Origin of the sequence: Pedobacter yulinensis (genome assembly GCF_003029735.1) — a bacterium.
Lineage (GTDB): Bacteria > Bacteroidota > Bacteroidia > Sphingobacteriales > Sphingobacteriaceae > Pedobacter > Pedobacter yulinensis.
On the sequence record NZ_KZ686268.1, the window covers coordinates 442,112 to 454,336 of the forward strand.

12 protein-coding genes are annotated in these 12,225 nt (G+C 49.1%); 7 read left to right on the forward strand and 5 right to left on the reverse strand.

Going from position 1 to position 12,225, the window contains the following annotated elements:
* From C7T94_RS01940 to C7T94_RS01950, 3 genes are all read right to left on the reverse strand, one after another.
* Positions 1–3,237, reverse strand: a complete 3,237-nt coding sequence (locus tag C7T94_RS01940) for a UvrD-helicase domain-containing protein (RefSeq protein ID WP_107213124.1) — start codon at positions 3,235–3,237, stop codon at positions 1–3.
* A gap of 134 nt (positions 3,238–3,371) precedes the next feature.
* On the reverse strand, positions 3,372–4,802 hold the full coding sequence (pyk, locus tag C7T94_RS01945; protein WP_107213126.1) for a pyruvate kinase: 1,431 nt from the start codon (positions 4,800–4,802) through the stop codon (positions 3,372–3,374).
* Between the two features lie 129 nt (positions 4,803–4,931).
* Positions 4,932–5,351: an IPExxxVDY family protein gene (locus tag C7T94_RS01950; RefSeq protein WP_107213128.1), complete on the reverse strand. Its 420-nt coding sequence runs from the start codon at positions 5,349–5,351 to the stop codon at positions 4,932–4,934.
* A 154-nt stretch (positions 5,352–5,505) separates the two neighbouring features.
* On the opposite strand from C7T94_RS01950, the gene C7T94_RS01955 reads away from it, so the two are divergent.
* The 3 genes from C7T94_RS01955 to rnc all read left to right on the forward strand — a co-directional run bounded on the left by C7T94_RS01955 (position 5,506) and on the right by rnc (position 7,840).
* Positions 5,506–5,742 (forward strand): acyl carrier protein, encoded by a 237-nt coding sequence (locus C7T94_RS01955; RefSeq protein ID WP_008508386.1) that lies wholly within the window; start codon positions 5,506–5,508, stop codon positions 5,740–5,742.
* 18 nt (positions 5,743–5,760) lie between these two features.
* Positions 5,761–7,014, forward strand: a complete 1,254-nt coding sequence (gene fabF, locus C7T94_RS01960; protein WP_107213130.1) for a beta-ketoacyl-ACP synthase II — start codon at positions 5,761–5,763, stop codon at positions 7,012–7,014.
* A 97-nt stretch (positions 7,015–7,111) separates the two neighbouring features.
* Positions 7,112–7,840 (forward strand): ribonuclease III, encoded by a 729-nt coding sequence (gene rnc / locus C7T94_RS01965; RefSeq protein ID WP_107213132.1) that lies wholly within the window; start codon positions 7,112–7,114, stop codon positions 7,838–7,840.
* 23 nt (positions 7,841–7,863) lie between these two features.
* Here the strand turns inward: rnc and C7T94_RS01970 are convergent, their stop codons facing one another.
* Positions 7,864–8,619, reverse strand: coding sequence for a hypothetical protein (locus C7T94_RS01970; protein WP_162618514.1), 756 nt, complete (start codon positions 8,617–8,619; stop codon positions 7,864–7,866).
* A gap of 214 nt (positions 8,620–8,833) precedes the next feature.
* On the opposite strand from C7T94_RS01970, the gene C7T94_RS01975 reads away from it, so the two are divergent.
* From C7T94_RS01975 to miaE, 4 genes are read left to right on the forward strand one after another with little or no spacing between them, the layout of a single operon-like run.
* Positions 8,834–9,709, forward strand: coding sequence for a YicC/YloC family endoribonuclease (locus tag C7T94_RS01975; protein ID WP_239494903.1), 876 nt, complete (start codon positions 8,834–8,836; stop codon positions 9,707–9,709).
* Positions 9,710–9,727: 18 nt separating this feature from the next.
* Positions 9,728–10,297: a guanylate kinase gene (gene gmk, locus C7T94_RS01980; RefSeq protein ID WP_107213135.1), complete on the forward strand. Its 570-nt coding sequence runs from the start codon at positions 9,728–9,730 to the stop codon at positions 10,295–10,297.
* An 18-nt stretch (positions 10,298–10,315) separates the two neighbouring features.
* On the forward strand, positions 10,316–10,885 hold the full coding sequence (gene nadD, locus C7T94_RS01985; RefSeq protein WP_107213137.1) for a nicotinate (nicotinamide) nucleotide adenylyltransferase: 570 nt from the start codon (positions 10,316–10,318) through the stop codon (positions 10,883–10,885).
* Entirely contained in the window at positions 10,882–11,481 is a 600-nt protein-coding gene (miaE, locus tag C7T94_RS01990) for a MiaE family protein (RefSeq protein WP_204353189.1), read from the forward strand. The genes nadD and miaE overlap by 4 nt, the downstream gene beginning before the upstream one ends.
* Here miaE and C7T94_RS01995 read toward each other — a convergent pair.
* Positions 11,478–12,182, reverse strand: a complete 705-nt coding sequence (locus tag C7T94_RS01995) for an SAM-dependent methyltransferase (protein WP_107213139.1) — start codon at positions 12,180–12,182, stop codon at positions 11,478–11,480. The two genes, miaE and C7T94_RS01995, sit on opposite strands and share 4 nt — an antisense overlap.
* Positions 12,183–12,225: the final 43 nt, after the last annotated feature.

Genomic DNA, 12,225 nt, shown 5'->3' on the forward strand with positions numbered 1-12,225 from the left:
CTAAATCATTTTTAAGGTTCCACTTACCGCATAAAACAAATAGGCATCAACTTTTCCATAACCCATTTGCAGCAGCAGTTGCCGGTACTCCTGCACCTGCCTGGTGTGTTTATGCTGTTCTTCCTGTGTAAATTTATAATCAATGATGATCACCTCGCTGCCTTTTATGAGTACCTTATCAGGGCGCTTGCTGCGGCCGCCCGGGGCAATGATCGTCTGTTCGTTAAGTACTTCATGGCCTTGCCCAAGCAGCGCAGACAGTTCGGGATGAGCCAGGACTTCTTCAACGCGCGCCACGAAACCGGGTAGCTCAGCTGCTTTGATGAGTCCTTCGAGGAGCATTTCAGCCAAAACGTCGGCAGGTGTTTCTCCGTGGCCGGTACGTGACAGGGCCTCGTGCAGAACTGACCCCTCGCGTCCGCTATCTGGACCTATAAAAAGATCGCTACGAAGGTTTTCCTTATCAAACAAGGCAGAAAGCCGCTCAGAGACGGGATAACGGTCCAGGCTTAAAGCCTGGTTTCGGCTTGGTTTGGATGGCCGCACGGGTGGGTAAGCTTCCAGATGGAAACTTCCGTTCTCCGCTCTCTCGATCGAAAAAACAGGATAAAGCCCAAGCGTTTGCTGGAGCAGATCGCTGGTATTGGCCAGGCCGGCGGCCTCCTTTTTTCTGCCCATCAAAGTCAGCGAGAGGTAGTCTTTAGCCCGGGTTGTGGCAACATAAAGCATATTCAGCGCATCCATATTGTTATACAGCAGCTCTTCAAAATAAGATGCCGCCAGCCCGGACCTGCTTAAAGCTTTTTTATACTTTAGTGGCAGGCTTTGCAAATGCTGGTAATGCGTATTCTTGCTTGGCACCCAAAAGATACTGTTCGGCAGGCCGTTCAGGTCCCAGGAACAAAAGGGGATCAGCACGGCACGGAAAGCAAGCCCCTTTGATTTATGGATCGTTATGACCTGCACGGCATCACTTTGCTGACTCGCAGGCAGTGCTGTATCCCGGCCCTCTTCATCCCACCAGTCTAAAAAAGCATGAAGGCCTTTATCCCCGCGCCGCGCGAAGTTTCCTGCCATATCCCGGAAAGCCAGCATGTAGGCCAGGTGTACGGCATGGCGCGGCAAATGAAGTTCATACGCCATGATCAGCTTTTCGATCAGTTCGGGAAGCGGCAGGCTCAGCCATTTCTTGTAATTTTTGCAAAGTGCCGCAGGCAGTATCCCACTCAATTTTTCGATGTCTTTAGCGCCAAGTTTCAGAAACGACTCGGCCGGTGCTACTGAACCGTTCAGCATGGCATACAGGCTCACGCAATTGGCCCGGTGCAGCTGCGTATTTTTAGCAGCTCCGCCAAGCATTTCAAGTGTGTTGACCAGCAGGCGCACGGCCAGGTTCGAGGCAACCAGCAAGGCCTCGCCGGAAATGACCGGGATATCGTCTTCCATCAAGCTCTGCACCGCATGCAGCGCCTCGCTATTGCTTCGAACAAGCAGGCAGATGTCTCCCGCCTGATAGCCCTGTTCGCTCAGCAGGGCGCGGATTTCAAGTTTCGCCTTCGCCATAGACAGCCTTCTGAACGCCTCAGACCTCAGCGCCTGTCCTTCTTCGTCCTCGTCGATAACCTGCAAACGAACGGTACCACCGGCCGCTGTTCCCGCATGCGTTTGCTGGGCAGCCTGTGCATAGACCGACTCTATGATCGTGTCATAATCCTGCTCTCGCCACCAGGATTGAACATCTGCTGCAGCCTCGTCAGCGATCAGCTCGTTCAGTCGCCGCTGCAGGAGCTCCGGACCATGCCTGTAAATGTGGTTGTTGAACAGGACAATATTTTCTGCCGAGCGGTAATTTGCCTCCAGGTTCTCTTCGTCAATGTAGCCGGTGCCTATGTCGTTCCGGGCCTGCCGGTGAAGAATGTTCCAGTCGCCATTTCTCCACCTGTATATAGATTGTTTGACATCGCCAACGATGAGGTGCTCCGTTCGTTCCCCCTGTGATTCTGCCAGGGCATTGGCCAGCAGCGGCCTGAAACTGCTCCACTGGCTTACCGATGTGTCCTGGAATTCGTCGAACAGAAAGTGTTTGTACCGGCTTCCGGTCTTTTCCCAGATGAAGGATGGGTTCCCCTGGTCGCCCCCCGTTATGCCCTCGAGCAGCCGTTGGGCATCGCTAATGAGCAGGTTCCCGCTTTCTTCGCGATAGGCTTTGAGCAACTGGCTCATTTCCTGCATAAGCCGTAAAAAGTAAAGGTTTTCTTCAACGGCACGGGCAACAAGATAGTCAGGCAGGCCGGCTGCGTACTGCTGGTACAGTTTCGTAATGGCACTGTTTAACGGAATGAAGACTGGATCCTCGTAGCCGGTTTTAAACCACTCTGCAGGCGTATCGATGAGTTTTCCCAGTTTTTCTATCTTTTCAAACTCGCCTCCGGCGATCTTCTGCAGCAGCAGCAGGGGCGAGCGGGACTTTCCCTTCAGCAGCTCAGGAAAGATGTTAGCGGTCTGAAAAAGCTCGTGAGCGCTTGCCGCCAATGCACCGATTTCTTCCTCGAAAACGGCAATGCTCTGCCGGGTAAGTTGCTGGTAATTCTCAAAGAGCGTGTCGATACCGTCCTGTACAGAAAGTTCCTGCATGGCCGCATCGAATGGCTGATACCGTTCCTTAAAAATCTCGCCGGCAAGGTCTTTCAATTCGGTGCGGTAATTCCAGCTTTTGTTGTTGGTTATGCGGTCTAATGCAAGGCTGATGATCCAGCGCAGCAGCCCCGGCTGTTCATCGAGTTGCCGGTCAAGCTGCTCTGCCAGTTGTTCCTTTACCTTGTCATAATTCATTTCGAGCATGTACCCGGTATCCAGGCCCAGTTCAAAGGCAAAGCCCCTGATGACCCGCTGCACAAAACCGTCTATGGTGCGTACCGAGAAACGGCTGTAATCATGCAATATCTTGCGGTAAATCTTATCTGCTTCGAGCTGCAGTGAGCCTGGTGTATGCTTCGGATGGGCTTCAAGCAGCGCCCGCCGTATGTCATCAAGCCCTTCATGATTTCGTGCCAGCCCTTCCAGCACTTCCAGTATCCTGGACTTCATTTCTTCGGTGGCCTTGTTGGTAAAAGTAACAGCAAGGATTTCCCGGTACTTGTTTTCACCCGAAAAAAGCAGCATAAGGTAATGCAGCGTCAGGCTGTAGGTTTTTCCTGAGCCGGCAGAGGCCTGGAGTATTTTAACTGACTTGGGCATTTCGATGAAATCGGTACATGTGATGAGGCAATTTAGGCAAAAAAGCAAGGTGCGGGCGGCTCTTTTATCAACAGCTGCCACAAAAAAAAGCCACTGCCGTTGCGGGCAGTGGCTGCTTATTTTTGAAAGGCTGTTTAGTCGATCACCGTAATCTTTACCATATTGGTCTTGCCTTTTTGTTCCATCGGAATGGCAGCGGTATTGATTACAATGTCTCCTTTTTTAATCAGCTTTTGCTCTTTCAGCAGTTGATTCACATCGATAATCGTATTATCGGTGCTCTCAAATTTATCGTAGTAGAACCCGCGCACGCCCCAGATCAGACTGAGGGTATTCAGCAGGGTTTTGTTGCCGGTAAATATATAGATAAGTGCCTCGGGGCGGTGACTTGAAATTTCAAAAGCCGTGTAACCGCTCAATGTCATGGAAACGATGCCCACAGCCCCTGTCTGCTTGGAAAGGAAACAGGCCGAGTCGCATACCGCATCGCTCAGAAAACTGGGCGATTTTGGTTTCAAAAATTTATCGGCATGGAAAGGATAGTTGTTTTGCTCTATGTTCTGAATGATCTTCTGCATGGTTTCGATCACGATCAGCGGGAATTCACCTACCGAAGTTTCGCCGCTCAGCATCACCGCATCGGCGCCGTCAAGAACCGAGTTCGCTACGTCGTTCACCTCCGCACGGGTTGGCCTTGGCGTGGTGATCATGCTTTCCAGCATCTGGGTAGCAATAATAACGGGCTTAGAGGCGGCACGGCATTTCTGGACGATCATTTTCTGCAACAAGGGCACTTCTTCCATCGGCATTTCAACACCAAGGTCTCCGCGGGCTACCATAACGCCGTCTGTTACCTCGATAATCTCGTCAATATTGGCAATCGCTTCAGGTTTTTCGATCTTGGCAATAACCCGGGCAGTTTTTCCGCGCTCGGCGATGATCTGCTTAAGTTCAATGATGTCTTCAGCCTTGCGAACGAAAGACAAACCGATCCATTCTACATCATTCTGCAGCACGAATTCCAGATTGTCCCGGTCTTCCTTGGTAAGGGAAGGAATGGAAACCTTTGTATTGGGAAGGTTAACGCCTTTTCTCGAAGTCAGGATACCGCCGTGTACAACCTCGCAAAGCACTTCGTCTTCCATATTGGTTTCAATTACACGCATTTGCAGTTTACCATCGTCTAGCAAGATGATCTCATTTGCCTTCACATCTTTGGGAAAGCTTGGGTACGTAATATATATCCGGCCATCGTCGCCGATACATTCTTTTGTGGTAATAACCGTCCGGGTTCCGTTAATGAGGTTGATCCCGCCGTCTTTTACCTGTCCGATCCTGATCTTGGGGCCTTGAAGGTCTGCCAGGATGCCTACATTATAACCGTGTTTCTGGTTGAGGTCCCTGATGGTATCCAGAACAACCTGGTGATCTGCCTGTGAACCGTGTGAGAAATTAAGACGGCAGACATCCAGCCCTGCGTTAAACATACTGTATAAAACATCGGGCTTTTGTGAAGCCGGGCCTAATGTTGCGACAATTTTGGTTCTGGAATGGAAAGGTTTCATTTATTATCTTTTATGTACAAGGCAGTATTCCGCATGAACCGGGAAACTGCAAAATTAATTCAATGTCTTGTTATTGGGGCTTTTGAGCCCTCCAAATATAGTGTATTTAATACACGATCAAGATAAAATTTATATTACCAGATTCTCTCTCGACTTCAGTTTACGCGGGTCAATGCGGGCAGCCACCTGAATATCAGGCAATTTATTAAGACCGGCAAGTACAAAATCCAGGTCTTCTTCATCAATGAAGTCGCGGATGATCATAAAGAAGTCGACCCGGGCCATTTCAGGCACCAGGAAGCCCTCGGGGTTCCGGTTGCCGAGAATATGAAATTCCAGTTCACGGTCTTCTACGTAATAAGAATACTTGGCAAAGGACAGCGGGGCATCGTCGGCATTCAGGTAAACTTCATGCTCTTCGACCCGTTCTAGCTCAATTCCGAGTTGATTGTTGATCTTATGGCAGAGCACATAATCGCGAAGCGGCGCGGTGATGGCGATCAGCGTAAAATCAAGGTCGAGTGTAAGCTTGAGGTATGTTCTGTTCAAAACCACGGCAGATTTGTCAGGGCGAAATTAAAAAACTAATTCTATATTAGCTCTGTTAATACTGGGCTCAGGAGGGAGAAATAAAAACATTTGAAAATTGTCAGAATTTATTTTTCTTTGCACTGAATTATTTAACCATAAAAAATTTAAAACTATGTCTGATATTGCTTCAAGAGTTAAGGCTATTATCGTAGAAAAATTAGGTGTTGATGAGAGCGAAGTTACGCCTGAAGCTTCATTCACTAATGACCTGGGCGCCGATTCTTTAGATACGGTGGAGCTCATCATGGAATTCGAAAAGGAATTCAACGTAGCCATTCCTGATGATCAGGCTGAAACAATCGGCACAGTTGGTCAGGCGATCGCTTATTTAGAAAAAAACGTTAAGTAATAACCCTTTCTGTCATAAATGGGACTAAGAAGAGTTGTAGTAACAGGGCTTGGTGCGCTCACTCCGATAGGTAACAACGTTCCGGAATTCTGGAACGCTTTAACTGCCGGTGTGAGCGGAGCTGCTCCCATCCAGGGCTTTAATACGGAGAAGTTCAAAACCAAGTTCGCTTGCGAGGTTAAAAACTTCAATCCTGAAGTTTTTCTTGACCGGAAGGAAGCCCGTAAACTCGATCCCTTTGTGCAATATGCCCTTGTATCGACCGATGAGGCGATCAAGGATGCCGGCCTGGATTTTGAGAACCTGGACACCAACCGCATCGGTGTGATCTGGGGATCCGGAATCGGTGGCCTGAAAACTTTTCTTGACGAGGTGGTTAACTTCGCTAAAGGCGATGGTACCCCTCGTTATAACCCGTTTTTTATTCCTAAAATGATTCTGGACATTGCTCCTGGTCATATTTCTATCAAGTACGGTCTTCGCGGACCGAATTTTTCTACCGTTTCGGCATGTGCATCTTCTACAAATGCACTGATCGATTCGATGAATTACATCCGCACCGGTTATGCAGATGTAATTATAAGCGGAGGCTCTGAAGCCATCATCAATGAAGCGGGTATTGGCGGTTTTAACGCCATGCATGCCCTCTCAACCAGGAATGATGATCCGGCCACAGCATCCCGCCCGTTTGATAAAGACCGCGACGGCTTTGTTGCCGGCGAGGGTTCAGGTACCATTATCCTTGAAGAACTCGAGCATGCAAAGGCGCGCGGTGCAAAGATTTACGCAGAAATTGTTGGCGGAGGCATGAGTGCCGATGCAAACCATATCACCGCACCACATCCCGAAGGCCTGGGCGCGCGCCTGGTTATGACCAACGCACTGCGTGATGCCGGGCTGACCGTCGAGGACATTGACTACATCAACGTTCACGGAACATCCACCCCGCTTGGCGATATCAGCGAAACCAAAGCCATAGTTGATCTCTTCGGTGAGTATGCCTATAAACTCAACATCAGCTCTACTAAGTCCATGACAGGCCACCTGTTGGGCGCTGCCGGGGCGGTAGAGTCGATCGCCTCGATTCTGGCAATTAAAGAAGGCATCGTTCCGCCAACCATTAACCACTTCACAGACGATCCGCAGATCGATCCCGCATTGAACTTTACATTCAATCAAGCACAGAAACGCGAAATACGTGCTGCGCTGAGCAATACCTTCGGGTTTGGCGGTCACAACGCTTCTGTGGTTTTCAAAAAGTTTGAAGAATAAATTACGCCGACCTCTTCCGCGCTTCGATAATTTGCATCTTGGCGCGAAATACCATAAATTAGCTTAATTAGTTAAGCTGCCGTTGTTTATTCGCTGAATGCCTATTTTAAAATTCTACAAACTCTACTTTTCGCCGCAAAAAGAATTCGTCAGGAACCTCCGTAACGTAATCGGGTATGTTCCCGGCAACGTCTCTTTGTACCAAATGGCTTTCAGGCACCGTTCTATGGCACGGGTACTGAAGAACGGCAGCCGCAGCAGCAATGAACGGCTCGAATTTTTGGGCGATGCTGTGCTCGGTTCTGTGATCGCTGAGCTTCTTTTCAAACACTACCCTTACCGCGAAGAAGGTTTTCTAACCGAAATGCGATCCAAGATCGTGAACCGCGCTAACCTGAACCAGCTGGCGCGCAAAATGGGCTTTGATAAATTCATCCAGTTTGACCAGAAATCGGTCAGTATCCAGACTAAACACAACTCCATGCTTGGCGATGCCTTTGAAGCATTGATTGGCGCCATTTACCTGGACCGGGGATATAACTTTACCCGGGAATTTCTCCTGAACCGGATCGTCAAGCCCCATATCGACATCCATACGCTCGAGTTGACCGAAACGAACTTTAAAAGCAAACTGATTGAGTGGTGCCAGCGGCACGGCAAAGACGTTTCGTTCGAACTGACCAATAACGGCGATGGCGAAAGCACCAAACTGTTTACCGTTCAGGTGCTGGTTGAAGGCGAAAGCAAGGGTGTGGGCCGCGATTACAATAAAAAGAATGCAGAAAAGATGGCTGCAGAGAAGGCCTGCGAAATGCTCGCTATCTGAAACACCGGCCCGTGATCCGGCCGTTATTCCTGCTTTCCACCGCTGCGTAAAATGGCATTGATGCTGTCAATCGAAAGCACTTCGTCTGGATTTTCCTGGTACCGTTTATAACTTTCCTTGACGTATTTGATCGCATCATAGCTGTTCCATTTTTTCACAGTCTCGTAATCGGGACGAAAATTGAACACGAACGATTGCAATTCCTTGCCGCGAAGCGGCGTATGCTGAGCAACTAGCCGGCTGTTGAAAAGCTGATCGACCAGGATATTCTGACTTTCTGACGCGTAGTACTTTCCGAATCTTCGGGCATTTCTTGGCGTCCGCCCGAATATTTCATAGATGGCCGTTAAGGGTGTAAAAAGAAACGACAGGAAGGGCGGCTTGCCCTCGTAGAAAGACCCGTTTCGTTTAAAATCACGCCTGGCCTCATCCAATCCTGTTTTTCTGTTAAAACCTGTGATCGTTACGTCTTCAAGCACATTGACCATGGGCAGCATTTTAACGACTAAAGGCGCCGCCGATGTTACTGCCAGCCGTTGTTCATTGTAGTTGCGCCCGCTAAAGATCAGCGTATCGCCGATCACCGCCCGAATGCTGAAAAGACCAAGCGTGCTGGTACTTACCACAATGCGGCTGCGCTTGTTTGTTACCTCGACACCGCCAATGCGGTTTTTGGTGCCCCATTCGAGTACCGCACCTGTAGCCTCAATGTCCTGGGCAAGCAGCCGGCCGCCGAACATGGAAAAAAAGAAACAGACGAATAAGAAAGACCTGTGCATGGGGGTTCGATATCCTGTAAAATTAGCAATAGTTTCGCTAAAAGCATTGTTAAAAAAGGTTAAGGATTTACCGGCGAGCTTATTAAATCCAGGTTCCTGGGTTCCATAGCGCTATCCGGTAACCGCCGCCCGCCTGCGCCGAAACTGCAGAACATGAATCAAACAACTGGGGACGGGCTGTGGGATTGCAGCTGCCTTTTTCCTATCTTTGCACATGATTAAATCCATGACCGGATACGGGCTGGCTACGGCTGATGCCCCCGAAAGCAGGTACAGTGTAGAAATAAAATCGCTGAACAGCAAGTTCTTCGAACTGAACCTGAAGCTGCCAAAAGCTTATTCTGAGAAGGAACTGGCCGTTCGCAACCTTTGCAGTAAAGAAATTGAGCGTGGAAAGGTCAGTGTAAGTATCTCGGCCGAACGCAACACCGGTGAGGTTAAAGGCGCCACCATCAACACGGTACTGGTACAACAATATTTTAACCAGTTAAAAGCTTTGGATCTTGAATTGGGCGCAGGCAGTCAGGACCTGTTGTCTACCATCCTTACTTTCCCTGAAGTAATCAGTTATGCAGAAGAAACGGTTAGCGAAGAGGAGTGGGAACAGGTGCAGCACACATTTCAGGAGGCCCTGAGAAACTTCAATTCGTTCAGACAAGCCGAAGGTGCCGTTCTCAGTAAAGACCTGAGCATGCGCATTGGAAATATACTAAGTCATCTCCGGGCCCTGGAAGACCTCGAACCGCAGCGCATTACACACATTCGCGACAAGTTCAGCAAATTCCTGGAAGACGCTGTGGGTAAGGTAAACGTAGACCAGAACCGCTTTGAACAGGAACTGATCTATTATATCGATAAAATAGACATTACGGAAGAAAAGATCAGGCTTAAAAGCCATTGCGATTATTTCGTTCAGACACTGGGCAGCGCGGACGCGAATGGAAAGAAACTCGGTTTCATTTCGCAGGAGATTGGACGGGAAATCAATACCATGGGCGCAAAGGCGAATGATGCGGCCATGCAAAAACTGGTCGTAGGCATGAAAGAAGAGCTCGAAAAGATCAAAGAACAGCTGTTAAACGTACTATAACCCGCGCGCTCAAACCACATGATACAAGGTAAACTCATCATATTCTCGGCCCCTTCAGGCGCCGGTAAAACAACAATCGTTCATCACTTGCTGCGCAAATTCCCCGAAATCAGTTTTTCGATCTCTGCCACCACCCGCGAACGCCGTGGTACGGAAGAGCATCAGAAAGATTACTATTTCATTTCGAAAGAAGAATTTCTGCATCGGGTAGCCCATCAGGAATTTGTGGAATTTGAAGAAGTCTACAATGGCACCTTTTACGGCACACTCCGTTCAGAAATTGAGCGGATCTGGGCAGATGGACGCCATGTTATTTTTGATATCGATGTGGAGGGCGGGCTCCGCTTGAAACGCAAGTACGATGATGATGCGCTCGCCATCTTTGTTCAGCCCCCTTCGCTCGAAGTGCTGAAAGAACGGCTCAGCGGCCGCGGTACCGACAGCCCCGAAAAATTGCAGGAACGTTTTGCCAAAGCCGAAAAAGAACTGCAGTATGCCGACAAGTTCGATGTTATTTTAAAAAACGCTGACCTGGATACGGCCTGCGCCGAAGCCGAATTGCTTGTCCGGAATTTTCTGCACGGCTAACAGCTTTATCTTTGCAATATGATCGGATTATTTTTCGGCTCGTTTAATCCAGTTCACCAGGGGCACCTGATCATTGCCAGTTATATGGCTAACCATACAGAGCTCGAAGAAGTCTGGTTTGTTGTATCGCCGCAAAATCCTTTGAAAGAGCGCAGGGGACTGGCCGGCATGTACGACCGCCTGGAAATGGTTAACCTGGCTACGGAAGGTGCGGCGGGCATTCGCGTAAGCGATATCGAATTTAAGCTGCCCCAACCATCCTATACGGTTGACACGCTTATACACCTGAGTGAAAAGTATCCGAATAAGTCGTTTGCGCTCATTATGGGCTCAGACAACCTTGTTTCACTCCACAAGTGGAAAAATTACGACGTGCTGCTTCGCGACTATCGGGTGTTTGTCTATCCGCGCCCCGGTTTTGACGCCGCTGAGTGGAAAGCCCACCCTTCAGTAACGCTCACGGACACCCCGCTCATGGAAATTTCTTCTTCCTTTATTCGCAAATCTATAGCTGAAAACAAGAGCATTCGTTTTTTTGTTCCCGACCGGGTCATAGAATTTATGGACAGTAAAAATATGTACAGATGAAAACGGCAACCATTCTGAATCTTCAGCTTGCGACTGATCCTTTCTGGGTAAAAAACGTTGTGGAAGGCAATCTTGAGGCCTTGCTGAGCGACCATGCCTACTGTGAACAGAAAGCCGCGAGCAATGCGATTACGCTGATCACACTGAACCCTGACCGTTCTGAACTGGTTACGGCTATGGCAGCATTGGCACAGGAAGAAATGGACCATTTTCAGCGGGTTCATGAGCACTTGCTGAAAAGAGGATTCAAACTGGGCTGGGACAAAAAAGATGCCTACGTAAATGAACTGGCCAGATTTATGAGGAAAGGCGGCAGCGCTGTTGAGCAGCTTACCGAGCGGCTCTTATTCGCAGCCATGATTGAAGCCAGAAGCTGCGAGCGTTTCAAGGTGCTCGCTGCGCATATTGAAGATGAAGAACTGGCCGGGTTTTACCGCGAGCTGATGGCCAGCGAAGCTAACCACTACATGCTTTTTATTAAACTGGCTAAGAAATACGCAGATGGTCTTGACATTGACAGCCGCTGGAAAGAGTGGCTTGAGTTCGAGGGAACGGTCATTACCCGCTACGGCAAGACACAATCCGTTCACGGCTAAAAAAGCGAAAAGATTGCCGGCTTTTTGTGCAGGTCAATCGTTTCTTTTTTCCACGCAGCTACAGGCTGTGTTTTCACAAATTCATCATCGGCGGTGAGGTTGCAGGCAATAGAAACCTGCGTGTCCGGCCTGCAGCTTTTGCAGACCTCTTCAAGCAGCTGGTTATTGCGAAATGGTGTCTCGATAAACATCTGGGTCTGGCGGTATTTCCTTGCTGAAACCTCGAGGTCACGCAGGCGTTTACTGCGTTGTTCTTTATCAATCGGCAGGTAGCCATGAAAACAAAAGCTCTGGCCGTTAAAACCAGAAGCCATTAACGCCAGGAAGATGGAGCTTGGCCCGGGCAAAGGCACCACGCGGATACCCAGTTTATGTGCTTCGGCTACAATCTCTGCACCCGGGTCAGCTATGCCCGGGCAGCCGGCCTCGCTCATGAGCCCCACATCTTCACCGGCGTTCAGCTCAGTAAAGTAAGGTTTCAGGCTGCCGTTACGCTGGTGTTTCCCGTAGTCATGGATCAACAATTCGCTTTGAGGACGACTAAGCCCTGCTTCTTTCAAAAAGCGGCGGGCCGTTTTTTCATTCTCAACGATATAACAGCGTAATGCATTTATTGTATCGACCAGGAAAGGAGTAAACGTCTTTGCTGCCGCGTTATCCGCCAGCGGAACCGGGATCAGGTATAGTGTGCCTTTTTGCATGGTGTAATGATAGGCAAAAAATGAAAGAAACGGAATGATGGCA

Coding starts and splice junctions, on each gene's coding strand:
- C7T94_RS01975 (WP_239494903.1), top strand. CDS start 8,834: ATGATTAAATCCATGACCGGATACGGGCTGGCTACGGCTGATGCCCCC.
- fabF (WP_107213130.1), top strand. CDS start 5,761: ATGGGACTAAGAAGAGTTGTAGTAACAGGGCTTGGTGCGCTCACTCCG.
- gmk (WP_107213135.1), top strand. CDS start 9,728: ATGATACAAGGTAAACTCATCATATTCTCGGCCCCTTCAGGCGCCGGT.
- C7T94_RS01940 (WP_107213124.1), bottom strand. CDS start 3,237: ATGCCCAAGTCAGTTAAAATACTCCAGGCCTCTGCCGGCTCAGGAAAA.
- pyk (WP_107213126.1), bottom strand. CDS start 4,802: ATGAAACCTTTCCATTCCAGAACCAAAATTGTCGCAACATTAGGCCCG.
- nadD (WP_107213137.1), top strand. CDS start 10,316: ATGATCGGATTATTTTTCGGCTCGTTTAATCCAGTTCACCAGGGGCAC.
- C7T94_RS01970 (WP_162618514.1), bottom strand. CDS start 8,619: ATGCACAGGTCTTTCTTATTCGTCTGTTTCTTTTTTTCCATGTTCGGC.
- miaE (WP_204353189.1), top strand. CDS start 10,882: ATGAAAACGGCAACCATTCTGAATCTTCAGCTTGCGACTGATCCTTTC.
- C7T94_RS01995 (WP_107213139.1), bottom strand. CDS start 12,182: ATGCAAAAAGGCACACTATACCTGATCCCGGTTCCGCTGGCGGATAAC.
- rnc (WP_107213132.1), top strand. CDS start 7,112: ATGCCTATTTTAAAATTCTACAAACTCTACTTTTCGCCGCAAAAAGAA.
- C7T94_RS01955 (WP_008508386.1), top strand. CDS start 5,506: ATGTCTGATATTGCTTCAAGAGTTAAGGCTATTATCGTAGAAAAATTA.